This window comes from Streptomyces roseofulvus (genome assembly GCF_039534915.1).
Taxonomy (GTDB): domain Bacteria; phylum Actinomycetota; class Actinomycetes; order Streptomycetales; family Streptomycetaceae; genus Streptomyces; species Streptomyces roseofulvus.
This window is the reverse complement of sequence record NZ_BAAAWE010000001.1, coordinates 3,098,267-3,123,831: the sequence shown is the minus strand read 5'-3', so window position 1 is coordinate 3,123,831 and position 25,565 is coordinate 3,098,267. Positions and strand designations below refer to the sequence as shown.

Genomic DNA, 25,565 nt, shown 5'->3' with positions numbered 1-25,565 from the left:
GGCTGGGGGCGTCGCCACAGCGCTGTCGCGTCGCCCCCAGCACACCGCACGTCCCACGTCCGTACGGCAGGAGTCCCGCACCCATGGCAGAGCGCAAGCCGATCGAATCCTGGCTCACCGACATGGACGGCGTCCTCATCCACGAGGGCGTCCCGATCCCCGGCGCCGACGCGTTCATCAGGAAGCTGCGGGAGACCGGCAAGCCGTTCCTGGTGCTCACCAACAACTCGATCTACACCGCCCGCGACCTGCACGCCCGCCTCCTCCGCATGGGCCTCGACGTCCCCGTCGAGAACATCTGGACCTCGGCGCTCGCGACCGCCAAGTTCCTCGACGACCAGCGCCCCGGCGGCACCGCGTACGTCATCGGCGAGGCCGGCCTCACCACCGCCCTCCACGACATCGGCTACGTCCTCACCGACCACGACCCCGACTACGTCGTCCTCGGCGAGACCCGCACCTACTCCTTCGAGGCCATGACGAAGGCGGTCCGCCTCATCAACAACGGCGCCCGCTTCATCTGCACCAACCCGGACGAGACCGGCCCGTCCCTGGAGGGCCCGCTCCCCGCCACCGGCTCCGTCGCCGCCCTCATCACCAAGGCCACCGGCAAGGAGCCGTACTTCGCCGGCAAGCCCAACCCGCTGATGATGCGCACCGGCCTCAACGCGATCGGCGCCCACTCCGAGTCCAGCGCGATGATCGGCGACCGGATGGACACCGACATCCTGGCCGGACTGGAGGCGGGCATGCAGACCTTCCTCGTCCTCACCGGCCTCACCACGCAGGCGGAGATCGACCGCTTCCCGTTCCGCCCCTCGAAGATCGTGAAGTCGATCGCGGACCTCGTCGACCGCGTGTAGCGCTCACGGAGCGTCGCCCCTGCGGATGCGCGAACGCCCGAACCGGGTGACCCTGCCAGTACCAGGAGGTCACCATGCGTTCAGGTCCCATCGCTCTCCGTGCCGCGGGGGCGGCGCTGGCTCTGGTGCTCGCCCCCGCGGGCGGCACCGCCGTCGCCCACGACGGCGTCCAGGCCGGCGTCACCCCGGCCGCCGCGGCCCCCGGCGCCGACGTCGACGTCCGCGTCCAGGGCTGCAAGGGCACCACCGGCGCCGCCAAGTCCCCGGCGTTCGTCGCCGACGCCGAGCTCACCGGCCGCGACGGCGGCACGCACGCCCTGTTCGGCGGCGCCACCGTCCGCACCGGGCTCCAGGAGGGCACGTACCAGGTCTCCGTCACCTGCGACGGCCACGACCACCCCGACGTCGGCACCCTCACCGTCCGGCACCACCAGGAGCCCACCCACCGCCCGGCCCCGGTCGCCCCGGTCCGCGCCGGCGGCGGCGGCACCGCCGCGTTCGCCGCCCCCGCCGCGCCCGGCGTGGCCCAGACGGCGAGCGGAGACGGCCTCGGCACCCCGTACACCCTGCTCGGCCTCGGCATGGCCGGCGTCGCCGCCGTCGCGGTCGCCTTCCGGAGCTCCCGCCGCCGGCGTACGGAATAGGCGTGGCCGCGTCGAGCCGCCCGGTCACCGGTGTGGCCTGGGCGGTCCTGCTCCTCGGGCTCTGGCTGTGGGGCCAGGACACCGTCCACGGCCCCGGCGGCAGCTCGGCCCCGACGCACGGCGACATCGCGGCGGTCGGCCGCCCGCTGGGCGTGGACCTGCCGCCCTCCCGGGCGCCGCTATCCGGTGCGGCGGAACCCCGCCGCCTCCAGATACCGGCCCTCGGCATCGACGCCCCCGTCGTCCCCCGGGGCCTCGACGCCACCGGGGCGGTCGACCCGCCGCCGTACGAGCTGCCGCACACCGTCGGCTGGTACGGCCCCGGCACCACGACGCCCGGCGCGGCGGGCCCGGCCCTCCTCGTCGGCCACGTCGACACCGAGACGCGCCCCGCCGTCTTCTACGGCCTCAGCGCCGCCCGGCCCGGCGAGACCGTCCGCGTCACCCGGACGGACGGATCCGTCGCGGTCTTCACGGTCGACGACGTCCGCGTCGTCCCGCGCGACGCCTTCGACCCCCGGGCCGTCTACGGGCCCCGCGACCCGGGCCGCGCCGAACTCCGCCTCATCACCTGCGGCGGCACCTTCGACCGCACCACCGCCACCTACACCGCCAACGTGGTCGTCTCGGCCTACCTGACCGCAGCGGAGTAACCCCGCCGCCTGCGCCGCGCCGCCGGTCCGTTGTGGGCAATCGTTCCGCTGGGGCGATGGGGGTCCCCCCTGCTCGAGCGAAGCCGAGAGCTTGGGGGAGGGTGGGCACAACGGAACGGCGCCTTCAGCGGTGCCTCCGCGCCCCGAGCCTGGACCCGCACCCGTACGGAGCCGTACAGGGGGTGCGGGTTCAGGCGCGGAAGCCTGGGCGCGGCAAGGGGCGCCGTCCCTGTGCCCACCCGTCCCGCCCTGCGGGACGCCTGCCCACAGGGACGTGGGACGGCAGGTCGCGCCTCGCACCGCCCAGGGGGGCGCCGTGTCACGATGGGCGCGACTCCGCCACCCCCGCCGCGCCCCAGGGGCCCGTATGCCCGCACGCCCACCCGCGCCCCTCACCGCGCTCCTCGCACTCCTCGCCGCCACCGCCACCGCCACCGCCTGCGCCGCCCCCGCCCCGGAACCCGGCGCGCCCGGCCCGTCGGCGACCGCCGCGGGCGAGGCGCCGTACTGGGTGAACCCGGACAGCGGGGCCGCCCGCGCCGCCGCCGCGCACCGCGCCGCCGGGCGGACCGCCGAGGCCGCGCTGCTGGACCGGATCGCGAGTCGGCCGGTCGCGGAGTGGATCGGCCCCGACCGTCCCGAGGCGGAGGCGCGGGCGCTCACGGAGGCGGCGACGAAGGCCGGCCGGGCCGCGCTGCTCGTCCTCTACGCCATCCCGCACCGCGACTGCGGGCAGCACTCGGCCGGCGGCGCGCGGGACGGGACGGCGTACAGAGCCTGGGTGGACGCCGTCGCCCGGGGGATCGGCGGGCGGCGGGCGACGGTGATCCTGGAACCGGACGCCGTCATGCACGTGGTCGTCGGCTGCACCGCCGCGCAGCACCGCGCCGAGCGGTACGCCCTGCTCAAGGCCGCGGTCGACCGGCTGAAGCGGCAGCCCCAGGTCACCGTCCACCTGGACGCGGGCAACGCCGGCTGGGCCGCCCCGGAGCGCCTCGCCGCACCGCTGCGCCAGGCCGGCATCGCGGCCGCCGACGGCTTCGCGGTGAACGTCTCGAACTTCCGCACGACCCGGGAGAGCGTGGCGTACGGCCGCCGGCTCTCCGCCCTCGTCGGCGACAAGCCCTTCGTCGTCGACACCAGCCGCAACGGCAACGGCCCCCACCTGGCGGGCGACCCCGCGGAGAGCTGGTGCAACCCTCCGGGCCGGGCGCTCGGTACGCCGCCGACCCTGCGCACCGGCGATCCGCTGGTCCGCGCCCATCTGTGGATCAAGCGGCCCGGCGAGTCGGACGGGGAGTGCGGGGGCGGACCGAAGGCGGGCGAGTGGTTCGACGCGTACGCACTGGAACTGGCCCGCAACGCACGGTAGTTGAGTTGCGGCAACGAGAAGGCCCCTCGCTCTCGCGAGGGGCCTTCTCCGTCGGTGCGCCGCCAGGGACTCGAACCCCGGACCCGCTGATTAAGAGTCAGCTGCTCTAACCAACTGAGCTAGCGGCGCCTGCTGACAGAGATAACTCTACCCGACCTCCAGGGGTGCTCCTGACCAACGACGGCCGTCTCCGGCCTGTCGGATGGTCGTATCAGGCCGTTGATCCGTCAAAATGCGATTTGTCCAGACAGTTGAGAAACTGGCGCCCGAAACAGAGGCCCAAAAGATCTTGACGAGTGTGGAGGGGATCGCATGAGCGTGCCGGTCTTCGAGGAATTCGAACCCGCGCCCGACTGTGGCTGCCCGGGCTGCGCCCGGCACCGCCGTGACCTCGCGCTGGGCCTGCCGGTCCGCGCGGGCGGACACCCGGCGGCGCACGGCGCCCGCCGGGCCCTGGTCCTGGTGACGGCGGCGGGCGCCGTCCTGGGCGGCGGCGGGGCGAGCGGCATCGCCGCGGCCGTCGCCCCCGCCGTCCCGGTCACCCCGGCGGACGCCGCCGGCGCGGCGGAGGCCGCCCAGGGCTCCGACACCCCGCAGGGCGGCCGCGCCCCGCTGCACGGCCCGCCGGCCGCGCAGGGCGACGGCGGGCCCACCCCCGGCGCCGTCCCGACGACCAGTCAGATCTCGACGGAGACGCTGCGCAGGACGACCCGTACGGAGATCATCAACCGGGCCAAGCTGTGGGTGGCGGCCCAGGTGCCGTACTCGATGGAGAAGTACTGGTCGGACGGGTACCGCCAGGACTGCTCGGGCTACATCTCGATGGCCTGGAACCTGCGCAGCAACGAGTGGACCGGCAGTCTCGACCGCTTCGCCGTCCGCATCGACCGCACCGAGCTCCAGCCCGGCGACATCCTGCTCTTTCACAACCCGGCCAACCCGACCCGCGGCTCGCACGTGACGATCTTCGGCGGCTGGACGGACTACACCCACACGTCCTACGTCGCCTACGAGCAGACCAAGCCGCGCACGCGGAAGCAGGCCACGCCCATGGCCTACTGGGAGAACTCGAACCGGTACGTGGCCTACCGCTACAAGGGCCTCGTCAGCGCCGGCACCGGCGCCGGCGGCGGACCGACGGCGCCCGGCGCGGCCGCGTACCCGGGCGGGTCGAAGTTCGGCCCCGGCGCGAACAACGCGTACGTGACGCGGCTCGGGCAGATGCTGATCGCGCGCGGCGGGAAGCAGTTCTACGCCCAGGGGCCCGGCCCCCGGTGGGGCGAGGCCGACCGCCGGGCGACCCAGGCGTTCCAGCGCGCGCAGGGCTGGAAGGGCAGGGAGGCGGACGGTCTGCCGGGCCCGCACACCTGGCGGCTCCTCGTCGCGGGGGAGGGCCGGAACATCGGCGGTTCGAGTGGTTCGAGCGGTCCGAGCACAGATGCGAAGGGGTTCCCCGGGCGTGGCTCCTTCCGTCCGGGCCAATCCAACGCATATGTGGAGAAGCTGGGCAAACAACTGGTGAAGCGGGGCTTCGGCAAGCACTACCTGTCGGGACCCGGTCCGCGCTGGACGGAGGCGGACCGCCGCAACGTCGAGGCGTTCCAGCGGGCACAGGGCTGGCGCGGCGCGGCGGCCGACGGCTACCCGGGCCCGGAGACCTGGCGGCGATTGTTCCGATGACCCCGAGACAAGAGGTGGACCCCGAATGACGGCAGCGAACCCGAACGACTCCGGCGCGGCGGCCTCGCGCGACGCGGCGAGAACGGCCCGCCGCCTCACCGACGGCACCCTCCCCCGTCGCCCCGCCCCACCCCGGGCGACCCCGCCACCCCTCACGGTGCCCCCCGGCACCCGCGCCGTCCCGACGGCCGCGGCCCCGTCCCCGGCGGGGGAGCCGGGTACGGGCCCGGCGCCCGCCGTCCTCCCTGCGGGGGGCGCCGGTACGGCCCCGGCGCCGGCGCCGCCCGGCGAGGCGGGCACCGTCGGCCCGGCGCCGGCCGCCACGGCGGGCGGGAGAGGCGCGGCCGCCCCGACGACCGAGGCCCGCCCAGCCCCGGCACCCGCCGCTTCCCCGGCGCCCGCTGCTTCCCCGGCGCCCGCCGCTTCCCCGGCACCCGCCGCTTCCCCGGCGGCCGGCGCGGGCACGGCTCCGGCGCCCGCGTCCGCCGCGCCGCCGACCGCCCCGCGGCCGGGCGAGGCGCGCACGGCCCCGGCCCCGGCGGTCGCGTCGCCCTCGGCCCCCGCACCTGGGTCGGCCGCGACGGCGGCACGCGCCGCCGGTCCGGGGCCCGTCGGGCAGGGTGCCGCCCCCGACACGCCGTGGACCGCCCCGAGCGCGGGGCATGAGGCGCGCCCCGCGCCTGCCGCCGCCTCCGCCGCCACGCCGGGCGCGCAGCCCCCGGCCTCCCTCGGCCAGGGCTCCGCGCCCGCCGCCACGGCGGCTCCGGCGGCGGAGCAGACGCCCGTCAGGCCGAGCACCCCGCTCGGTGCGGCGCGTACGGCTCCTGCCCCGGTGGGCGCCGACCCGTCGGCCGCCGCCCGCCCGGAGCCCGCGACCGCCGCGCCCGCGCCGACGCCGGTCGGCTCCGCCTCGGCCGCCCGCCCGGCCGGCACGCTCCGCCCGGCGCGTACCACCGGCACCGGCACCGGCACCGCCCACGCCTCCCCCTCCCGCCCCGAGTCCAGTGACGCCCCCGTCCCCGGCAGCTCCGACCTGCCGGGGACCGTTTCGGTCGCGGTGTTCAAGGAGGAGCGGGACGTGCTCGACTTCGGGCGGATCACGGGCGGGAAGGTGGCGTCCATCGCCGTGCCGGTCGCCGCCGTGGGGCGGCTGCCGCGCCGGAAGAACGTCATCGGGGCGGAGACCACCGGGTCGATCCCCGTTCACCTGCTCTTCCGCGACGGCGGCGACACGCCCGGGACCGCCGCCGAGGACGACGGCGGCCCCGACACCGTCGCGATGGCGCCGCCCGCCGGCCGGGCCGCGCACCACGCGAAGACCGCGACGGCCTCGAAGGCCGCGATCCCGAGGCCGGCCCAGCCCGCGCGCACGGCGTCCGCGCGGCCCGCGCCGACGGCCGACCCGGCGCTCGTGGAGCGCGCGGCGGCCGTGCTGCCGGGCTGGGTCGGCGTGGCCGGCGGGCTGCTCGCGCTCGCGGGGTGCGCGGCGGTCCTGTGGTGGGCGGGCGTGGTGCCCACCGAGCTCGCGCGGATGCTGCGGCTGCCGTCGCGTCCGTACCACGGGATCCACCTCGCCCAGTGGGCGCTGCTCGCGCTCGGCGTGCTGCTGCTGCTCTTCTCGGTGGGCGGGCTCGGCCGCGGCCGGGTCGGGTACGCCTGGGTGCTGACCCTGTTCGGCGAGTACCGCGGCACGGTCCGGCGTACCGGCCTGGTCTGGGCGAGTCCGCTGCTGCTGCGCCGCCGGGTGGACGTCCGGCTGCGGCACTGGCGCAGCGAGCCGCTGCCGGCGGTGGACGCGAAGGGGACGGCCCTGGACGTGACCGTCCTCGTCGTGTGGCGGGTCCGGGACACCGTGCGCGCCGCGCTCGGGGTCGACGGCCACGAGGACTACCTGCGCGAGCAGGTGGAGGCGGCGATGGCCCGGGTGCTGTCGCAGCTGCCGGCGGACGCGTTCCACGAGGACGCGCCGACGCTGCGGGACGCGGAGGCGGTCGGCGAGGCGCTGACGCGGATGCTGTCGGCGGAGTGCGCCCCGGTCGGCCTGGACGTGTTCTCGGCGCAGCCGACGCGGATCGAGTACGCCCCCGAGGTGGCGGAGGCGATGCGCCGCCGCCGGATCGCGGCGATCGACGCGAAGCACCGGGACAGCGTGCTGACGTCGGTGGTGGACGCGGTGGACGACGTGGTCCACCGGCTGACCAGCCGTGGTCTGGTCGAGCTGGACGACTACGACCGGAAGGCCCTGGTGAAGGACCTGACGGTGGCGTTCTACACGGGCCGTGGGGGCCCGGGCGAGGGCGCCTGAGGCAGGGAGGGCCTCCGGCTCCTTCCGGTGCGGCGAGGGCGGTCGGGGTCTCCCCGGCCGCCCTCGCCGTTGGTATGGACATGTTCAACTCCGGTCCCTACCGTGGTACTTGGTCTAGACCTAGAGCGGTTCCCGCCGCACGCGCGCAGCACGACCCATGGGCCCCACGGAACTCCCCCACGTTCTCCCTGGAGCGAACAGCATGCGCAAAAAGACAGGGCTGGCCGCCGTGGCGCTCGGCGTCACGGCCGCCTCCCTCTTCGCCACCAGCACCGCGAACAGCCACGGCTACACCGACTCGCCCATCAGCCGACAGAAGCTCTGCGCCAACGGCACGGTGACCAACTGCGGCGACATCCAGTGGGAGCCGCAGTCGGTCGAGGGGCCCAAGGGCTTCCCGGCCGGCGGCCCCGCCGACGGCACCCTCTGCGCCGGCGGGAACTCCCGCTTCGCGCAGCTGGACGACCCGCGCGGCGGCACCTGGCCGACGACGAGGGTCACGGCCGGTCAGAGCTACACCTTCCGCTGGCAGTTCACGGCCCGCCACCGCACCACGGACTTCCGGTACTACATCACCCGGAACGGCTGGAACCCGGCCGCCAAGCTCACCCGGGCCCAGCTCGACCCGCAGCCGTTCCTCACCGTCCCGTACAACAGCCAGCAGCCGCCGTCGACGCTCTCGCACTCCGGGACCCTCCCGGCGGGCAAGACGGGCCGTCATCTGATCCTGGCGGTGTGGACGATCGCGGACACCGCGAACGCCTTCTACGCCTGCTCGGACGTTCAGTTCTGACGCACCGTCAGTTACAGTCCGGGCCATGACGGCCACAGCCACACCACGGGCAGGCGCGGACACCTTCGCGGAGCTGATACGGCGCCGCTGGGGCGACCACCGGACGGGGCTGAGGGACGAGCACCACACCCTCAGCCACCACCGGGCCGCCGCGGGCGCCGCCGCCCGGGCCGCCCTGCTCGTGGACCTGATGCCACCCCGGCCGGGGGGCGAGCCGCACCTCGGCCTGCTGCTCGACAACACGCCGGAGTACCCGCTCTGGCTCGGCGCGGCGGCCCTCGCGGGGGCCGCCGTCGCCGGGATCAACCCCACCCGGCGCGGCGCCGAACTCGCCCGCGACATCACCCACACCGCCTGCCGGGTCCTCGTCACCCAGCGCGCCCACCTGCCGCTCCTCGACGGCCTGCCGCTGCCCGGGGTCCGGCTCCTGGTCACCGACACCGAGGCGTACGAGGACCTCCTCGCGCCCTACGCGGACGCCCGCCCCGGCGACGCCGCCCTCGGCCCGGTGACCCCCGCCACCCGCTACCTCCTCACCTTCACCTCCGGCTCCACCGGCGCGCCCAAGGCCGCGCTGCGCAGCCAGGGCGCGGTCGCGTCGGCGGGTGCCGCACTGGCCCGCGCGTTCTCCGTCGGCCCCGACGACACCCACTACATCTGTATGCCGATGTTCCACGGCAACGCGGTCATCGCCGACTGGGCCCCGGCCCTCGCCGCGGGCGCCGGGATCGCCCTCCGCGCCCGCTTCTCCGCCTCCCGCTTCCTGCCGGACGTACGCCGCTTCGACGCCACCTACTTCACCTACGTCGGCCGGGCCGTCCAGTACCTCCTCGCCACCCCGCCCGGCCCCCACGACCGCGACCACCGGCTCCGCCTCGGCTTCGGCACCGAGGCGGGCGCCGTCGACGCGGCCCGCTTCCGCGAACGCTTCGGCGTGCCGCTCGTCGAGGGGTACGGCTCCTCCGAGGGCGGCGCGTCGGTCCAGCGCACGGCCGACACGCCGCCGGGCGCGATCGGGCGCGCGGCGCCCGGCGACGACCTCGCCGTCGTCGACCCCGAGACCCTCCGTGAGTGCCCGCCGTCCCGCTTCTCGCCCAGCGGCCTCCTCCTCAACGCCGACGAGGCCATCGGCGAACTCGTCAACCGCGGCGGCACCGGCACCTTCGAGGGCTACTGGCGCAACCCGGACGCCGAGGCGGCCCGCCGCCGGGGCGGCTGGTACTGGACCGGCGACCTCTTCCACCGCGACGAGGCCGGCTTCCTCTACTTCGCCGGCCGCACCGACGACCGGCTGCGGGTCGACAGCGAGAACCTGGCCGCCGCCGTGATCGAGGCGATCCTGTCCCGCTGGGACCGGGCGGCGGGCGTCGCCGTCTACGCGGTCCCCGACCCGGTGGCGGGCGACCAGGTCATGGCCGCGCTCGCCCTGCGGCCCGGCGCGACCTTCGACCCGGAGGCCTTCGCGGCCTTCCTGGCGGCCCAGCCCGACCTCGGCACGAAGATGCCGCCGCGCTTCGTCCGCGTCACCCCCGCCCTCCCCCTGACCGCCACCAACAAGATCCACCGCGTGGCCCTCCGCCGAGCCTCCTTCCTCTGCGACGACCCCGTCTGGTGGCGCCCCACCCCCACCTCCCCCTACGAACCCCTCACCACCGCCGCGCTCACCGCCCTCCAGGCCCAGTACGCCCGCCACGGCCGCACCCCGCGGTAGCCCGCCGTGGTAGGCCCAGCCCCACCCCCGGCACACCCACCCGCCCCCTCGTCGCGCCTCGGCGCCGCCGCCTACGGTGGGCGGTCATGGAAGCCCGTGACGTCCGGCAGGCGCTCGTCCGCCGCCCCCGGCAGTACCCGTTCGGCGCGTGGCCGTGGCGGTCGGCCGCGTATCTGGTGAGCGGGGTCCTCGGCGGCGCCCTCGCCTGCGTGGTCCTGCTCGTTTTGCTGCTCGCCTCGCTGCTCCTCGTCGGGATCCCGCTGCTGCTGTCCGGCGGGGTCGCGCTCGGCGGGGCCGAGCGGCTGCGGCTGCGGCTCGTGGACCGGACGCCGGCCGCCGACCCGCACCGGCTGCCCGCCGCGCCGGGCCTCGGCGCCTGGGTGCGGACGCGGGCGGGGGAGCGGGCGACCTGGCGGGAGCTCGGGTACGCGCTGCTCTTCGCCACCGTCCTCTGGCTCCTCGACGCCCTCGTGCTCGCCGTCACCGTCGCCGCGCCCGGCGCCCTGCTCGCCGCGCCGCTGCTGCTCGCCGCCGACGGGCAGGAGACCAAGCTCCTGAAGAGCGTGCTCGTCACCTCGTACCCCGGGGCCTTCGCCGGCGCCGCCGTCGGCGCGCTCGCCCTCGTCGCCCTCTGCTACCCCCTCGGCCTGTACGCGGCCGGGCGCGGCGCGCTCGCCCGGGCGCTGCTCACGCCGGGGGAGCGGGACGGGCTCGGCGAGGTCATCGCCTCCCGGGCCCGGCTGGTCGACGCCTTCGAGGCGGAGCGCCGCCGCATCGAGCGGGACCTCCACGACGGCGCCCAGCACCGGCTGGTCGCGCTGACCATGACCCTGGGCCTGGCCCGGCTCGACGCCCCGCCGGCCGGCCCGCTGGCCGCGCGGCTGGCGCAGGCACAGGAGGAGGCCGGGCAGGTCCTCGCCGAGCTGCGGGAGCTGATCCACGGCATCCATCCGCAGGTCCTCGCCGACTACGGCCTCGGTCCGGCCCTCGCCGACGCCGCCGACCGCACCGCCGTCCCCGTCGACGCCGACCTCGACGGGCTGCCCCGGCTGCCGGCCGCCGTGGAGAGCGCCGCGTACTTCACCGGCCGCGAGGCGCTCGCCAACGTCGACCGGCACAGCGGCGCCACCCGCGCCCGCCTCACCGGCCGGCACGACGGCCGGGTCCTCGTCCTCACCGTGGAGGACGACGGGCGCGGCGGCGCCGACCCGGCCGGGGGCTCGGGGCTCACCGGACTCGCCGACCGGCTCGCCGTCCTCGATGGCACACTGACGATCACCAGCCCGCCGGGCGGTCCGACGGTCCTACGAGTGGAGATCCCGTGCCGCGTTCGCTCCGAGTCGTCCTCGCCGAGGACGGCGTCCTCCTCCGGGAGGGACTGATCGGGCTGCTGTCCCGTTTCGGCCACGAGGTGGTGGCCGCGGTCGGCGACGCGGAGGCGCTGCGCGCGGCGGTCGCCGCCCACGACCCGGACGTGGTCCTCACCGACGTGCGGATGCCGCCGGGCTTCCGGGACGAGGGGCTGCGGGCCGCGGTCGCCCTGCGCGCGGAGCGCCCCGGGCTGCCGGTCCTCGTCCTCAGCCAGTACGTGCAGCGGGACTACGCCTCCGACCTGCTCGACTCGGGCGACGGCAGCGGCGTCGGCTATCTGCTGAAGGACCGGGTGGGGCAGGTGGAGGAGTTCGTGGACGCCCTGGACCGGGTCGCCGCCGGCGGCACGGTCGTCGACCCGGAGGTCGTACGGCAGCTGCTGCGCCGCCGCCGGGACCCGCTGGCCGCGCTGACCCCGCGCGAGCGGGAGGTCCTGGCGCTGGTCGCGGAGGGGCACTCGAACGGGGAGGTGGCCCGGCGGCTCGTCGTCACGGAGGCCGCCGTCGGCAAGCACATCGGCAACATCCTGGCCAAGCTCGACCTGCCGCCGGCCGAGGACACCCACCGCCGGGTCCTCGCTGTCCTCGCCTATCTCCAGGCATGACGGAGACCACCCGGGCACGCAGAAGAGGCCCCTCGCTTTCGCGAGGAGCCTCTTCCTGTCGGTGCGCCGCCAGGGACTCGAACCCCGGACCCGCTGATTAAGAGTCAGCTGCTCTAACCAACTGAGCTAGCGGCGCCTGCTGACAGAGAAAATACTACCTGGTCCCGGGGGGTGCTCGTGACCACCCCGCCGGGACGTCTCTTCCCGTCGCTCAGATCGCCAGCGACAGCACCACCGGGGCCGCCCGCCGGTTCAGCGTGTCGGCGGCCGAGCGCAGCCGGTGCGCGTGCTCGATCGGGAGGGAGAGCGCCAGGCAGCCCACGGCGGAGCCGGCCGTGAGCGGGACCGCGGCGCAGACCGTGCCGACCGCGTACTCCTGGAGGTCGAGGACCGGGACGGTGGGCGGCTGGCTGTCCAGCTTGGAGAAGAGCACCTTCTCGTTGGTGATCGTCCGGGAGGTGAGCCGGGCGATCTTGTGCCGGGAGAGGTGGTCGCGCCGTCCGTTGAGGTCGAGCTGGGTGAGCAGGCACTTGCCGACGGCGCTGGCGTGCGCCGCGGAGCGGAAGTCGACCCACTCGTGCACCTTGGGCGTGCGCGGGCCGTCGGCGAACTGGGTGATCCGTACCTCGCCGTCGATGTACCGGCTGATGTAGACGGCGGCGCCGACGGAGTCGCGCAGCTCGGTGAGGGTCTCCTGGAGCTTGGCCTCCAGGGCTTCCCGGCGGGTCGAGCCGGAGCCCAGGAGGACGAGCGAGTCGCCGATGACGTACGCGCCGTCGGAGACCTGTTCGACGTACCCCTCGCGGCGGAGCATCAGGAGCAGCGACGACAGATGGGCGACGGGCAGTCCGGCCTCCCGTGCGATCTGCGCGTCCGACACCCCGCCGCCGTGGCGCGACACCGTCTCGAGGACGCGCAGGGCGTACTGCACCGAGTGGAACGGCGCGGTGGGCTCGGGCTTCAGCGCCACGGTTTCCCCCTACCAGGTTGTGACCGCAAGCTTCCGTACCACGATAGCCGCCAAGGGCCCTTTGCGGGGCGGCTGTTGGCGAGATTCATGCGGAGGATCCCCGCCCTGTACTGCGGCGCTCCACCCTGGCATATGACAGGGGCATGGCTGGCCGTAAGAGTCTGAGGTCAGAAGGGTGCGGGGTCGTGTTCGCGCGGGTGTTCGGCCCGTCCGGAAGCGAGGATTTTCTGCGGAGAACCGGGCCCGGAACCCGCCGCTCCGCGTGGCCGGAATGTGACCCCGGTCACCCGGATCGCCCCGAACGCCCCGGAATAAGGCGCCGCGCACCCCTGTTGGCGATCCGATGGACGTACCCGCGCGGAGGAAGGACCGGACGGTGAGCGAGACCGGCACCCAGGAAGAAGCGGCCACGGCGGACGACGCCATACGCGGAGAGGCCCTGGGCAGCGCCCCCGTACCGCTCTCCGTGCTCGACCTGGTGACGGTCGGCAGCGGCTCCACCGCGAGCCGGTCGCTCGCCACCAGCGTCGAGCTGAGCCGGCTCGCCGAGCGGCGCGGCTACCACCGGCACTGGGTGGCCGAGCACCACTCGATGCCCGGGGTCGCGTCCTCCTCCCCGGCCGTGATCCTCGCCCACCTCGCCGCACACACCCGCCGCATCCGGCTCGGCTCCGGCGGCGTGATGCTCCCCAACCACGCCCCGCTGGTGATCGCCGAGCAGTTCGGCACCCTGGAGGCGCTCGCCCCGGGCCGGATCGACCTCGGCCTCGGCCGCGCCCCCGGCACCGACGGCGCCACCGCCGCCGCCCTGCGCCGCACCGACACGCTGAACGAGGGCGCCGACGATTTCCCGGAGCAGCTCTCGGAGCTGACCCGGTTCCTGGACGACGACTTCCCGGACGCGCACCCTTACTCCCGGATCCACGCCGTGCCCGGACCGGTGCAGGGCCCGAAGGGTCGGCCGCCGGTCTGGCTGCTCGGCTCCTCCGGCTTCAGCGCCCGGCTCGCCGGACTCCTCGGCCTGCCCTTCGCCTTCGCCCACCACTTCTCGGCCCGCAACACCCTCCCCGCGCTCGACCTCTACCGGGAGTCCTTCCGCCCCTCCGAGGTGCTGGACGAGCCCTACGCCCTCATCGGCGTCGCCGCCCTCGCCGCCGACGACGAGCGGGAGGCGCGCCGCCAGGTCCTCACCGGCGCGCTGTCGATGCTGCGGCTGCGCACCGGCCGCCCGGGGCTCATCCCGACGCCGGAGGAGGCGGAGGCGTACGGTTTCGCCCCGGCGGAGCGGGAGTTCGTCGACGGCTGGCTGGCGAACGTCGTGTACGGCACCCCGGACGCGGTCCGGACGGGCCTGGACGAGCTGCGGAAGCGGACCGGCGCGGACGAGCTGATGCTGACGGCCAACGTGCACGGCGGGGCGGCGCGCCTGCGGAGCTACGAACTGATCGCGGACGCCTACGGGTTGCCCGAGCGGGACTGAATCCCGGATTCCGGTGGGGGAGTGGTTCGTTCCCGGACCACCCCGCCGGCTTCCCTAAGTGAACCTTAAACCGCTCGTCACCGATGGTGGCGGGCGGTTCTCTTTTGTGCTGCACGTCCCTGACAAGGGCTTTCGTCGCCGAATTGGTCTAGTCCTCAATCTGGTTCAGACCATTGACGCGCCGTTCACGCGGGGGCTATCACTGCTCCAACTCCTGTACGGCACCACCAGTACCCCCCATCGGAGGACGCTCGTGCACCCCCGTAAGTCCTTGACCGCCGCGCTGCTCAGCTCGGCCCTCGCCGCCGGCGCCCTCGCCGCGACCGCGGGCCTCGGCTCCGCGCAGGCCGCCGACGCCTCGACCACCGCCTCCGCCGGCGGCGTGCGCATCGCGTACTACGACCAGTGGAGCGTGTACGGCAACGCGTTCTACCCCAAGCACCTCGACACGCGGGGCATCGCGAGCCAGCTCGACGTCATCAACTACTCGTTCGGCAACATCCACCCGACGAACCTCACGTGTTTCATGGCCAACAAGGCCGCGGGTGACGACAACAACCCGAACGCGGGCGACGGCGCGGGCGACTCCTACGCCGACTACCAGAAGTCCTTCTCCGCGGCCGACTCCGTCGACGGCGTCGCCGACAAGTGGGACCAGCCGATCGTGGGCGTCTTCAACCAGTTCAAGGAGCTGAAGGCGAAGTACCCCCACCTGAAGATCAACATCTCGCTCGGCGGCTGGACCTACTCCAAGTACTTCCACGACGCGGCGAAGACCGACGAGAGCCGCAAGAAGCTCGTCTCCTCCTGCATCGACCAGTACCTCAAGGGCAACCTCCCGGTCGAGGGCGGCTTCGGCGGCCCCGGCACGGCGGCCGGCATCTTCGACGGCATCGACATCGACTGGGAGTACCCGGGCTCCTCCGGCGGCCACCTGGGCAACCACTACGGCCCCGAGGACAAGCAGAACTTCACCCTGCTCCTCGCCGAGTTCCGCAAGCAGCTCGACGCGTACGGCGCGGCCAACGGCGGCAAGAAGTACCTGCTGACGGCGGCCCTCCCGGCCGGCCAGGACAAGATCAAGTACATCGAGACGGACAAGATCGGCGCGTACCTCGACTACGCGAACATCATGACGTACGACATGCACGGCGCCTGGGACGGCGACGGGCCGACGTACCACCAGTCCCCGCTGTACTCCGGCTCGAACGACCCGACCGACGTCATCGCGCCGGGCCAGGAGAAGTACTCGATCGACGCCGCCATCGACTCCTGGATCGACGGCAACCCGACCTACGGCATCACCGGCGGCTTCCCGGCGAACAAGCTGACGCTGGGCTACGAGTTCTACTACCGCGGCTGGAAGGGCGTGCCCGCCGGCACCACCAACGGCCTCGCGCAGACCGCCACCGGCGGCTCCAACGCCCGCCCGCTCTCCCAGCAGGCCGGCATCGCGCACTACAAGGAGCTCGGCGGCGTCGTCGACAACGCCTCGACCACCTTCTGGGACGACCAGGCCAAGTCCTCGTACTTCTACAAGGACGGCGAGTTCTTCACCGGTCTCAACCAGCGCTCCATCCAGGAGCGGGTGAACTACGGCAAGCAGCGCGGCCTGGCCGGCGCGATGATGTACTCGCTCCTCGGCCTGGACGAGAACGCCACCCTGCTGAAGCAGATCAACACCGCGCTCGGCGGCACCACCGTCCCGCCGACCACGCCGCCCACCACCACGCCGCCGACCACCCCGCCCACGACCCCGCCGACCACGCCGCCGACCACGCAGCCCCCGGCCGGCTGCGGCTCGGTCCCGGCCTACGTCGCCGGTCAGGTCTACACCGCGGGCAACGAGGTCTCCCACAACGGCCGCAAGTGGAAGGCCAAGTGGTGGACCCAGAACGAGGCCCCCGGCACCACCGGCGAGTGGGGCGTCTGGCAGGACCTCGGCGCCTGCTGAGGCCCTGACCGCCCCGCACCGCCCCGCATGAACCGCTGCCCCCGCCCGGAATGTCCCTCCGGCCGGGGGCAGTCCCATGCCCGGCGACCGCCCGGGATCAGACCCGCAGCGGGGTCGTGCCCTCCAGCATCGCGGCGATCCGGTCCGGGCTCACCGCCCGCGAGTACAGCCAGCCCTGGCCGGTGTCGCAGCCGATCCGGCGCAGCCGCGCCGCCTGCCCGGCCGTCTCCACGCACTCGGCGGTGACGGTGAGCCCCAGCCGGTGGGCGAGCTGCACCAGGGCCTCCACGATCAGCTCGTCCGCCGGGTTGGCGTGCTCCTCGTCCTGGAAGCCGCGCACGAAGGAGCCGTCCAGCTTGAGGACGGAGACCGGCAGCCGGCTCAGATAGGCCAGGTTCGAGTAGCCGGTGCCGAAGTCGTCGATGGCGATCCGCACCCCCATGTCGCTGAGCGCCTGGAGGGCCTGGAGCGGCCGGCCGGCCGAGCCCATCACCGCCGACTCGGTCAGCTCCAGCTGGAGCAGGTGCGGGGCGAGCCCCGTCTCGGCGAGGATCCCCGCCACGTCGGCCACCAGGTCGGAGTCCCACACCTGACGGACCGCCACGTTCACGCTCACGAAGAGCGGCCGCTCGCGCGGATGGTCCTTCTGCCACTGCCGGGCCTGCTCGCAGGCGGTCCGCAGCACCCACCGACCCAGCTCGACGATCGAGCCGTCCTCCTCGGCGATCCCGACGAACCGATTCGGCGGCAGCACCCCGAACTGCGGGTGGTTCCAGCGCACCAGCGCCTCCACCCCGCGCACCGCGCCGCCCGCCAGATCGACCAGCGGCTGGTACTCCAGGGCGAACTCCCCGCGCTCCACGGCCGGCCGCAGCGTCGAGGAGAGCGCCTGCCGCGTCATCCGGTGGGCGTTGCGCTCCGGGTCGAAGAGCGTCCAGCGGGCCTTGCCGTCGGCCTTCGCCCAGTACAGCGTGGTGTCGGCGGCCTGCATCAGACAGGTGGCGGTGGCGCCGGCGGCGGCGCGCTCGACGACGCCGATCGACGCCGAGACGGAGAGCCGCTGCCCGCCGAGGTCGAAGGGCCGCTCCAGCGCGCGCAGCACCGAGCGGGCCAGGTCGGCCAGTTGTTCCGTACCGGTGGAGTCCTCGACGAGGAGGGCGAACTCGTCGCCGCCGAGCCGGGCCACGAGGTGGCCGCCGCTGCGGGTGTAGCCGGCGCTGTCCGCGCACTCGGTGAGCCGCCCGGCGACGGCGGCGAGCAGCCGGTCGCCGATCCGGTGCCCGAGCGTGTCGTTGACCGCCTTGAAGCCGTCGAGGTCCAGGTAGCAGAGGCCGATCCGCCCTGTTCTGCCATACCCGTGCGACGCGTACGACCGCGGGGAGCGGTGGGCCCGGTACGGTTCCGGCGCGCCGGCCGGCCCGAGCGGTCCGCCCGCGCCGGAGGCCGCCTCGGCGCTCTCCGCCGCGGCCGTCTCCAGGGCGGCCGAGAGGCGCTCGAAGAAGAGCGCCCGGTTGGGCAGCCGGGTCACCGGATCGTGCATCTGGAGGTGGCGCAGCCGGGCCTGGAGCTCGCGCCGGTCGCTGATGTCCGCGACGGAGAGCAGCACCCGGCCGCTGTCGGGGACCGGGGCGACGGTGACCTCGGCCCACAGCCTGCGCCCGTCCGGGTGCTTGAGCCGGCGGGTGCAGCGGAAGCGGGAGCGGCGGCCGCGCAGCACCTCGCGGTAGGCGTGCCAGGTGCGTCCGTCGGAGGCGAGGTCCACGAGGTCGGCGGCGGCCTGCTCGTGCAGGGCGGCGCTGTCGGTGCCGAGGAGGGTGCCGAGCGAGTCGTTGGCGGCGATCACCAGGCCGTCCCGGTCGACCAGGGCCATGGCGAGCCGGGAGACGCGGAAGGCGGCCCGGTAGTCGCGGAGTTCACGCTCCGTGAGTGCCGGACGGGCCGGCGGGATGCCGGGCGGTTCTGGGTGTACCGGTCCTTCGGGGGTTCCGCTCACCGCTCGCTCCCGTGGTGCAGGGGGGCCGTTCACATGTGGTCGGGATGGTCGGCCTGGGACAAGTGTGCCGATCATAGAGCCAGCCCGGGTGGCCGTTCCAGCTACGGAGCGGGCTGCCGGGGCCCCGGACGGTGTGAGGCTGACCACCGGACGCCGCCCCTTCGACCGCTTCCGCACGAGTCTGACGTGCGACGGCGCCGGGATGACCGAAGGTGACTGTCCGTGAGCTGGAATCCGATCGTCTCGCGTCCACCCCGCGCCGCGCCCTCACCCGACCGGGGCAGCGGAAACATGCGAAACACCGCGAACCATCACAAGGTGGTGGAGGTGTCCCGCACTCGCGAACCGGAGGTCCACGTGGAGGGTCAGCAGCCACCCGGGGGAGTGGAGCGCTCCCGGCTGCGCGCCGGAGCCGCCTCGTTCACCGCGCTCGTCGCGCTCGCGGCCACCGGCCTGGTCGCCGGGCCGGCCGTGGCCGCGTCCTCGGCCGGCCCCTGCGCCCTGCCCCGTACCGCCGCGCACCACTCGCTCGGCCTCTCCAGCTGGAACGGCTCCTATCCGCGCCCCGAGCGGACGCTCGACGCGGTGATGATCTTCCTCTCGTTCCCGGACGCGGCCCCGCTGACCACCCCGGAGGAGCTGACCGCCGACCACTTCCCGGCCACCACCGAGTTCTTCCGGCGGGCCTCCTACGGACGGTTCACCCTGCGCCCGCACCCGCGCGCCGCCTGGACCGAGATGCCCCGCCCCTCCACGGCCTACGACATACGGCGTGACTGGGACGCCGGAAAGCGGGCCGCCTACCTGCGGGACGCCATCGCCGCCGTCGACGACTCCGTCGACTTCTCCCGGTACGACATCGTCTACCTGGTCGCCGACCCGGACGCGCCCGGCGTGGACTCGGACGCCACCAAGGTCGTCAACCTGGAGCGGCCGCTGGAGGCCGACGGCACGCCGATCCGCCGGGTCGTCACGGTCTTCGAGCGGCATCCGCCGGACCGGAACGTCCTCGCCCACGAGACCGGTCACGTCTTCGACCTGCCCGACCTGTACCGCCGGCCCGCCGACGGCAAGGGCGACTGGGACACCCATGTGGGGGACTGGGACGTCATGGGCAGCCAGTTCGGGCTCGCCCCCGACCCCTTCGGCTGGCACAAGTGGAAGCTGGGCTGGCTCGACCGCTCCCAGGTGACCTGCGTCCAGGGCGGCGAGCCGCGGGTGGTCGGCCTGGAGCCCGTCTCCGCCGCCCCGGCGACCCCCACCACGCGCTCCACCCGGCTCGCGGTCGTCCGCACCGGCCGGGACACCGTCCTCGCGATCGAGGCCCGCGCCGCCACCGGGAACGACGCCGACACCTGCACGGAGGGCGTCCTCGTCTACCGGGTGCGGGCCGGCGCCCCCTCCGGTGACGGCCCGGTCGAGGTCGTCGACGCCCACCCGGCCACGGAGGCGTGCTGGGAGCGCTCGGTCTACCCGCCGCTCGCCGACGCGCCCATGGAGGTGGGGGAGACGCTCACCGTGCCCGGCACCGGCGTCCGCGTCGAGGTCGCCGACCGCAGCGAGGCCGGCGTCTGGACGGTGAAGATCACCCCGCCGATCACGGAGTGAACCGAACCCGTCCCCGCATGCGAAAAGGCCCCTCACTCGCGTGAGGGGCCTTTTCCGTCGGTGCGCCGCCAGGGACTCGAACCCCGGACCCGCTGATTAAGAGTCAGCTGCTCTAACCAACTGAGCTAGCGGCGCCTGCTGACGTCGTAGACATTAGCATCCTGAGCGGCGGGAGCAAAAATCGATACCCGCACGTCGGCGGCGGAAACCATCCGCGCCGCCCGCACACAGGCCCACAGCATCACCTCGGGTCCCGGCAGCCACGGGCTCCGGGTGTCCGGGGCGACCAGCCAGCGCGGCCCGGACCCGCTCCCGCCAGGCACCAGCGGCGGCACGGTCACCGCGTCGCCGGTGCCGTGGCAGAGCGGTCGCGGCACGGCGTCGCCCCACTCCTCCCAGTCGAGCAGCGCGGGCAGCCGCTGGGACGTGCCGGGCGCGGCGAAGAGCAGCATCCGGCCCCGGTGCGCGGCCACCGGGCCGGAGCCCGGGCCCTCCTCCCACAGCCGGTCCAGCATCCGGCGGCCGAAGACCGGGTCCACGCTGACGACGTCGAAGACGGTCCCGCACGGCAGCACCGCCGGCGACTCCGGGCGCGTCTCCCAGCGCGCGAGCGCCGCCCCGAGGTCCCCGCTCGCCGCCGACGCCAGCCACGCGGCGCCGTCCGCCGTCACCCGGGCGGTCTGGTGCCGGTCCTCGTCCCCCGTCCGCAGGAAGCGGAAGACGTCGTGGGTGTACGGGGTCTCGTCGCGCAGCCAGGTCGTCGTCGTCATGCGACAGGTCTACCGCCGGTGACGAAGGGAAAGCCGAGAGTTGCGGAAAACACCGGGAAACGCGGGGAAACACGGACAGGCGCCAGGCGGGAGGAGTATCGTGCGCCCCGCATATGCCGAACGCCTGTTCCGGCCCGGCCCGCCGCCCCGCTCCCGTGAGCGCTCTCAGTCCTCGGCCGGCCGCCCGTTCGTACGGATCAGGTCCCGCCCGAACTCGATCATCTTGCGCGCGTAGTCCTCGGTCCAGGCCGCCCGCTCGGCCACGTCCGCCGCCGTCAGCCGGTCGAACCGCTTCGGATCGGCGAGCTGTGCCGCCGCGACGGCCTGGAACTCGATCGCCCGGTCCGTCGCCGCCCGGAACGCCAGCGTCAGCTCGGTCGCCCGGGACAGCAGCTCCTTCGGGTCCTCGATCGACTCCAGATCGAAGAAATGCTCCGGATCGGCGGTCGCCTCGGCAGGCTCGAAGATCAGGGGCGCCGGTCGCAGCCGCCGCTGTCCGCTCCGCTCCGCGGGTTCCGCCATCGTTCCGCTCCTCCTCGCCCACACGCGTGATCCGGACACCCGGACCACCCCCCATTGTCCCGTGCCCCGCAAGACCGCCCCGCCGTCGCCCCGGACGGCCGCATCGCCGCCGCGAAGTACGGCGAGCACATCGACGACCAGTGGTCGGTCGACGAACTCCTCGCCCACGCGGCGGCCACCGCCTGACCGGCGGGTCAGGGCGTCCAGGCCACCCGGTGTTCGGCGAGGTGCGACAGCACGGCGTGGTTCGCCTCCCAGCCGTCGGGGAACTTCACGGTGACGCCGAGCTGGACCGGTTCCGTGGAGGGGTGTTCGTCGAGGAGGTCCGTGACGCCGGCGCGGCAGACGACGACGCAGGCGTGGCGGTGGCGGGAGGCGAGGACGCAGAGGCGGCCGGTCTCCAGGTGGAAGGCGGTGGCGTCGGGGCGGCCCGACAGGGGGTGGAGGACGACCGTGACGTCGTACTCGCGGCCCTGGAGCCGGTTGGCCGTGTCGACCGTCACCCCCGACACGCCGAGGTCCGCCAGGGCCGTGCGGACGGCCGCCGCCTGGTCCCGGTGGGCGGTGCCCACCGCGATCCGGTCCGCGGTCAGCGGCACCGGCGTGTCGGAACGCTCGCTGACCGCCGCGCCGCCCCGGTCCAGGAGGCGGCGGACCACCAGGGCGACCGCGTGGACGGCCTCCGGGTCGGTGCGCGGGGTGTGCCGGGCGGGCAGTTCGAGCAGGCCCCAGCCGGACTCGGCCGCCTCGTCCAGGACCCGGTCCGGGGCGGAGCCGTCCGAGGCCACGCCGAAGGAGAGCCGGCGGTCCCCGGGCCCGGTGCCGGCGCGGAACGGTGTGTACGGGTAGAAGGCGTCCGACACCAGCGGCGCCGCCGACGCCGGCAGCCGCCAGGAGACCGGCAGCCGGTGCTGCGGCAGCTCCGGGTTGTGCGCGAGCAGCGTGGAGACCGCCGAGGCCGAGGGGTCGTAAGAGAGCCCCGCCCACTGGTCGGCGCCGACCACCGAGAACGGGTCCAGCTGCCCAGGGTCGCCCACGAACAGGGCCCGCTCGAAGAGCCCCGCCACGGCGAGCAGCGCGTCCGACCGCATCTGGTACGCCTCGTCGACGATCGCGTGCGCCCACGGCTCCACGTTCTTCACGTGCGCCCACTTGGCGGCCGTCGAGATCACCACCGGCAGCCCGGCCAGATCGCCCGCCTTCGCCGACTTCCGTACCTGCTCCAGCGCGTCGAGCGCCCGGTCGTACGGATCGCTGTCGCTGGAGTGCAGCCGGCCCACCTCCAGGTCCGGCTCCTTCTCGGCGAGCCGCAGCACCAGGTCGTCGACCTGCGCGTTGGTCTGCGCGACCACCATCAGGGGGCGCCCGGCGGCGGCCAGTTCGAGCGCGGCGCGCACCACCAGCGTCGACTTGCCGGCGCCGGGCGGGGAGTCGACGACGACGCCCCGGGCGGTGCCGTGCAGGGTGCTCTCCAGGATCGCGGCGGTCGCCTGCGCGGCGGCCGCGCCGGGGTCGAGCACGGCGGGGTCGTACAGGGTCACAGCAGGTCCTCGGGGGTCACGGCGTCGGGAAGCTCGGCGTCGGCGGAGCGCGGCGGGCCGCCGTGGGTCCACGGCGTCTCCTCCGGGTCGGGCAGCTTCGGCCCCACCCGCTGGTCGTGCTCGAAGAGCGTCCAGGCGATCCGCTCGCCCTTCTCCGGCACCGTGCCCTCCGCAGGCTCCTTCGACCGGCCCATCTTGTCCAGCAGCCGCAGCACCAGCGAGCCGTCCTCCTCGCGGCGGACGAACTCCGCCGACTGCGGCTTGCCGCCCAGCGAGCGGTACACCTTCACGCCCTCGTCCAGGTGCGGCCGGTCCTCCGTGCGGACCGTCAGCAGCGGGCGCGGCGCGGGCCGCTTCGACTCCGTCCACGCCATGGTCACCTCGGTGACCTCCCCGGTGAACGCCTCCCCGGACAGCCGCCGTCCGGCCAGCACCAGCGGGTCGTCCAGCGCCTCCTGCGCGTCCAGCTGCCCCTGCGCCTGCTCGCGCGCGGCGAGCTTCGCGGCGGCGGTCACGGCGTCGTCGCGGCGCGGCTGCGGCGGCTCCCCGGCGGTGATCCGGTCCCGGTGCGCGGTGAAGGACCAGCGGTCCCGGGTCCACCGGTCGGCGACCCGGGCCCCCTCGGGAAGCTCCCGCAGCAGGCCGAGCGCCCGCCAGGTCGCGTCCCAGGTCGGCTTCAGCCGGGAGACGACGAGCCGCCGGACCTCCCGCTCGGCCCGGTGCAGCCCGGCGAGGGCCGCGTCGGCGGCCTCGCCGTCCTCGGCGGCGCCGACGGCCTGCCGGGCCCGGTCGTACGCCTCGATCGCGGGCGCGAGGAGCCGGTTGTCGAAGGCCGGGTCGGTCGCGGGCCCGGCCGGCGGGCACAGCAACTGCCCGTCCGCGTCCCGCCCCAGCTCTGCCCGGTACGCCGCGCGGGCGCCGGACTCGCCCTCCGGCGGGTCGATCCAGGCGAGCAGCGCCCCCAGGTGCTGGTCCTCCAGGGAGGACTGCCCGGTCGCCCAGTGCCGGTTGAGCAGGTCGGTCGCCGCCAGCAGCAGCGAGGAGCCCGGCACCCGGGCCCGCTCGCCGTAGTGGGTCAGCCACCGTCCGAGCAGCGGCACGCGCGGCGGCGCCGGGTACGGCGTGTCCGGGTCCTGCTCGGCGGTGCGCCGGAACCGCGTCGACCGCCCCAGGAGCCGTACGTACTCGATCCCGGCCCGGCTGGGCACGATCAGCTGCGGCGCGTCCAGGCACAGCTCGACCTGGACCTTCTCACCGGTGGCGGAGTCCTTCCGCTCCACCGGCTCGACGGCGTCGGCGAACCCGTCGACGTACGGCAGCACCTCCTCGGCCAGCTCGGCGAGGAACGCGAACCGCAGCTCCCGGTCGCGCGGCTGGGGGACCACGAGGAGCCGCGGCTCCTCCGGGTCGGTGCCGACCAGCGCGCCCAGCGGGGCACCCGCCTCGCCGGCGGTGGTCAGCGGCACGAGGACGAGCGGCCGCTCGCCGAGGTGCCGGTGCCGGACGGTCGCCAGGGGCTGCGCCCGGCCCGCCTCCACGGCCTCCATCCGGGCCAGATGCGCGATCAGCGACATGCCGCGGCCTCCCCCAGCGCTTCCTGCCGCAGCGCCCGCGCCCGGCGCAGCGCCGCCACCGCCGGGTCCTCCGGGTCGCCCTCCTCCCCGCGCGCGGCGGCGAGCACCGCGCCGACCGTGGTCAGCCCGCCCAGCTCCGCCCGCACCGAGCGGCCCAGGGTCTGCACCGCGTCCGCCTCCCGGGCCCGCGACCGGCAGTGGAAGCCCAGCTCGCAGGCGGCCAGGCACTCCGGCGCGTACGCGTGCGGGACCGCCTCCACGGCGGCCGCCAGCTCCTCCGCCGAGCAGCCCTTCACGTCGAAGCTCAGCCCCTCGGGCAGCGCGTCGGCGATCTCCTCGATCCGGGTCAGCCGCTCCAGCTGGCGCCGGGTCACCGCCCGCTGCCTGCGGACGTCCACCACGGAGGCCGTCGGCAGGTTCGAGAAGTCCTTCGGGCAGACCAGCAGCACCGACTGCCCGACCTCGGCGCCCTCGGTGAGCGCCGCGACCCGCTCCAGCGCCAGCACGTACACGGCGGCCTGCCGGGCCGCCGCTCCCACCTTCGCCGCGTCCGCGGCCCCGTCCACCATCGGGAACGACTTGATCTCCACGACCGTCCACCGCCCGGCCGGGTCCACCACCACCGCGTCCGGCTCCAGGTGCACGGGCGAGCCCGCCACCTCCAGCGTCAGCAGCGGATGGTCGAGCAGCGTCCAGCCCCCGGCCGCGGTCGCCTCGCGCAGCGCCAGCGCCGTCCGCGCGGTCCGGCCCTCGGGCCCGGACGCCGACAGGTCCGGTACGGAGACGGCCCCGGGGTCCTCGACGCCGAGGAGCCGCAGCAGCTCCCGCCCGCCGTCCGCCTTGACCTTCGCCTCGAAGCTGTTGCCGCGCACGATCGCGAACTGCGACTGGCCGAACGGCGCCGGCGAGCCGAGCCGCGACGCGAGCGCCCCCTTGTCCACCCCGGCGCCGTCGAGCAGCGCCCGGCGCCTGCACCCCGGATTGGCGGCCAGCGCGGCCAGCGCCCGCGCGTCCAGCGGGCGCGGCGGAACCGCCGGCCCGCGCAGCTCGGCGAGTCTCTCCCGCGTCCTGCGCCGGCTCGCCGGGGTCGGCACGGGGTCCGTCGTGTGCGGCGGCCGTGACCCGCCGTCGTCCAGGGATGCGCTCACCCGCGGAAG

21 protein-coding genes and 3 tRNA genes are annotated in these 25,565 nt (G+C 74.9%); 14 read left to right on the top strand and 10 right to left on the bottom strand.

The window, feature by feature from the left end; genetic code table 11:
- Positions 1–83: 83 nt before the first annotated feature.
- The 4 genes from ABFY03_RS14360 to ABFY03_RS14345 all read left to right on the top strand — a co-directional run bounded on the left by ABFY03_RS14360 (position 84) and on the right by ABFY03_RS14345 (position 3,532).
- The gene (locus ABFY03_RS14360; protein WP_319011341.1) at positions 84–863 is read left to right on the top strand and encodes an HAD-IIA family hydrolase; all 780 of its coding nucleotides are present in this window, start codon (positions 84–86) and stop codon (positions 861–863) included.
- A 74-nt stretch (positions 864–937) separates the two neighbouring features.
- Complete coding sequence (locus ABFY03_RS14355; protein WP_319011342.1) at positions 938–1,507, top strand: hypothetical protein; 570 nt, start codon at positions 938–940, stop codon at positions 1,505–1,507.
- 2 nt (positions 1,508–1,509) lie between these two features.
- Positions 1,510–2,160 carry a class F sortase gene (locus tag ABFY03_RS14350; RefSeq protein WP_319011343.1) on the top strand — a complete coding sequence of 217 codons (651 nt, stop codon included), beginning with the start codon at positions 1,510–1,512 and terminating at the stop codon, positions 2,158–2,160.
- Between the two features lie 367 nt (positions 2,161–2,527).
- Complete coding sequence (locus ABFY03_RS14345; RefSeq protein ID WP_346170058.1) at positions 2,528–3,532, top strand: glycoside hydrolase family 6 protein; 1,005 nt, start codon at positions 2,528–2,530, stop codon at positions 3,530–3,532.
- Between the two features lie 55 nt (positions 3,533–3,587).
- Here ABFY03_RS14345 and ABFY03_RS14340 read toward each other — a convergent pair.
- Positions 3,588–3,661 (bottom strand) — tRNA-Lys (locus ABFY03_RS14340).
- A 183-nt stretch (positions 3,662–3,844) separates the two neighbouring features.
- On the opposite strand from ABFY03_RS14340, the gene ABFY03_RS14335 reads away from it, so the two are divergent.
- The 6 genes from ABFY03_RS14335 (at position 3,845) to ABFY03_RS14310 (ending at position 11,996) form a co-directional block, all read left to right on the top strand.
- Complete coding sequence (locus ABFY03_RS14335) at positions 3,845–5,212, top strand: peptidoglycan-binding protein (protein WP_346170057.1); 1,368 nt, start codon at positions 3,845–3,847, stop codon at positions 5,210–5,212.
- Between the two features lie 25 nt (positions 5,213–5,237).
- Positions 5,238–7,517 carry an SPFH domain-containing protein gene (locus tag ABFY03_RS14330; RefSeq protein ID WP_346170056.1) on the top strand — a complete coding sequence of 760 codons (2,280 nt, stop codon included), beginning with the start codon at positions 5,238–5,240 and terminating at the stop codon, positions 7,515–7,517.
- A gap of 202 nt (positions 7,518–7,719) precedes the next feature.
- Complete coding sequence (locus ABFY03_RS14325; protein WP_346170055.1) at positions 7,720–8,310, top strand: lytic polysaccharide monooxygenase auxiliary activity family 9 protein; 591 nt, start codon at positions 7,720–7,722, stop codon at positions 8,308–8,310.
- Positions 8,311–8,335: 25 nt separating this feature from the next.
- Positions 8,336–10,021, top strand: coding sequence for an AMP-binding protein (locus ABFY03_RS14320; RefSeq protein WP_346170054.1), 1,686 nt, complete (start codon positions 8,336–8,338; stop codon positions 10,019–10,021).
- Between the two features lie 86 nt (positions 10,022–10,107).
- Positions 10,108–11,403, top strand: a complete 1,296-nt coding sequence (locus ABFY03_RS14315; RefSeq protein WP_346170053.1) for a sensor histidine kinase — start codon at positions 10,108–10,110, stop codon at positions 11,401–11,403.
- Complete coding sequence (locus ABFY03_RS14310; protein WP_319011350.1) at positions 11,343–11,996, top strand: response regulator transcription factor; 654 nt, start codon at positions 11,343–11,345, stop codon at positions 11,994–11,996. The genes ABFY03_RS14315 and ABFY03_RS14310 overlap by 61 nt, the downstream gene beginning before the upstream one ends.
- A 62-nt stretch (positions 11,997–12,058) precedes the next feature.
- Here the strand turns inward: ABFY03_RS14310 and ABFY03_RS14305 are convergent.
- Both ABFY03_RS14305 and ABFY03_RS14300 read right to left on the bottom strand, forming a co-directional pair.
- Positions 12,059–12,132: transfer RNA gene (locus tag ABFY03_RS14305), tRNA-Lys, on the bottom strand.
- A gap of 75 nt (positions 12,133–12,207) precedes the next feature.
- A complete protein-coding gene (locus tag ABFY03_RS14300; RefSeq protein WP_319011351.1) occupies positions 12,208–12,966 on the bottom strand; it encodes an IclR family transcriptional regulator in 759 nt (252 codons plus the stop codon).
- A gap of 376 nt (positions 12,967–13,342) precedes the next feature.
- Here ABFY03_RS14300 and ABFY03_RS14295 point away from each other — a divergent pair, with 376 nt between their 5' ends.
- Together ABFY03_RS14295 and ABFY03_RS14290 are read left to right on the top strand one after the other, a co-directional pair.
- Positions 13,343–14,446: an LLM class flavin-dependent oxidoreductase gene (locus ABFY03_RS14295; RefSeq protein WP_346170052.1), complete on the top strand. Its 1,104-nt coding sequence runs from the start codon at positions 13,343–13,345 to the stop codon at positions 14,444–14,446.
- Between the two features lie 253 nt (positions 14,447–14,699).
- Entirely contained in the window at positions 14,700–16,400 is a 1,701-nt protein-coding gene (locus tag ABFY03_RS14290) for a glycosyl hydrolase family 18 protein (RefSeq protein ID WP_346170051.1), read from the top strand.
- 97 nt (positions 16,401–16,497) lie between these two features.
- Here the strand turns inward: ABFY03_RS14290 and ABFY03_RS14285 are convergent, their stop codons facing one another.
- The gene (locus ABFY03_RS14285; protein ID WP_319011354.1) at positions 16,498–18,393 is read right to left on the bottom strand and encodes a putative bifunctional diguanylate cyclase/phosphodiesterase; all 1,896 of its coding nucleotides are present in this window, start codon (positions 18,391–18,393) and stop codon (positions 16,498–16,500) included.
- 384 nt (positions 18,394–18,777) lie between these two features.
- On the opposite strand from ABFY03_RS14285, the gene ABFY03_RS14280 reads away from it, so the two are divergent.
- Positions 18,778–20,001 carry a M6 family metalloprotease domain-containing protein gene (locus ABFY03_RS14280; protein ID WP_386723684.1) on the top strand — a complete coding sequence of 408 codons (1,224 nt, stop codon included), beginning with the start codon at positions 18,778–18,780 and terminating at the stop codon, positions 19,999–20,001.
- Between the two features lie 61 nt (positions 20,002–20,062).
- On the opposite strand, the gene ABFY03_RS14275 is transcribed toward ABFY03_RS14280, so the two are convergent.
- The 3 genes from ABFY03_RS14275 to ABFY03_RS14265 all read right to left on the bottom strand — a co-directional run bounded on the left by ABFY03_RS14275 (position 20,063) and on the right by ABFY03_RS14265 (position 21,293).
- A tRNA-Lys gene (locus ABFY03_RS14275) sits at positions 20,063–20,136 on the bottom strand.
- Positions 20,127–20,771 carry a hypothetical protein gene (locus ABFY03_RS14270; RefSeq protein ID WP_346170050.1) on the bottom strand — a complete coding sequence of 215 codons (645 nt, stop codon included), beginning with the start codon at positions 20,769–20,771 and terminating at the stop codon, positions 20,127–20,129. The genes ABFY03_RS14275 and ABFY03_RS14270 overlap by 10 nt, the downstream gene beginning before the upstream one ends.
- 165 nt (positions 20,772–20,936) lie before the next feature.
- Positions 20,937–21,293, bottom strand: a complete 357-nt coding sequence (locus tag ABFY03_RS14265; protein WP_031014634.1) for a hypothetical protein — start codon at positions 21,291–21,293, stop codon at positions 20,937–20,939.
- Between the two features lie 54 nt (positions 21,294–21,347).
- Here ABFY03_RS14265 and ABFY03_RS14260 point away from each other — a divergent pair, with 54 nt between their 5' ends.
- The gene (locus ABFY03_RS14260) at positions 21,348–21,479 is read left to right on the top strand and encodes a hypothetical protein (protein WP_319011356.1); all 132 of its coding nucleotides are present in this window, start codon (positions 21,348–21,350) and stop codon (positions 21,477–21,479) included.
- An 8-nt stretch (positions 21,480–21,487) separates the two neighbouring features.
- Here the strand turns inward: ABFY03_RS14260 and ABFY03_RS14255 are convergent, their stop codons facing one another.
- Genes ABFY03_RS14255 through ABFY03_RS14245 form a run of 3 tightly spaced genes read right to left on the bottom strand, consistent with a single transcriptional unit; the run spans position 21,488 to position 25,556 of the window.
- The gene (locus ABFY03_RS14255) at positions 21,488–22,834 is read right to left on the bottom strand and encodes an AAA domain-containing protein (RefSeq protein WP_319011357.1); all 1,347 of its coding nucleotides are present in this window, start codon (positions 22,832–22,834) and stop codon (positions 21,488–21,490) included.
- Positions 22,831–24,408, bottom strand: a complete 1,578-nt coding sequence (locus tag ABFY03_RS14250; protein WP_346170049.1) for a hypothetical protein — start codon at positions 24,406–24,408, stop codon at positions 22,831–22,833. The genes ABFY03_RS14255 and ABFY03_RS14250 overlap by 4 nt, the downstream gene beginning before the upstream one ends.
- Positions 24,399–25,556: a hypothetical protein gene (locus ABFY03_RS14245; protein WP_386723680.1), complete on the bottom strand. Its 1,158-nt coding sequence runs from the start codon at positions 25,554–25,556 to the stop codon at positions 24,399–24,401. The genes ABFY03_RS14250 and ABFY03_RS14245 overlap by 10 nt, the downstream gene beginning before the upstream one ends.
- Positions 25,557–25,565: the final 9 nt, after the last annotated feature.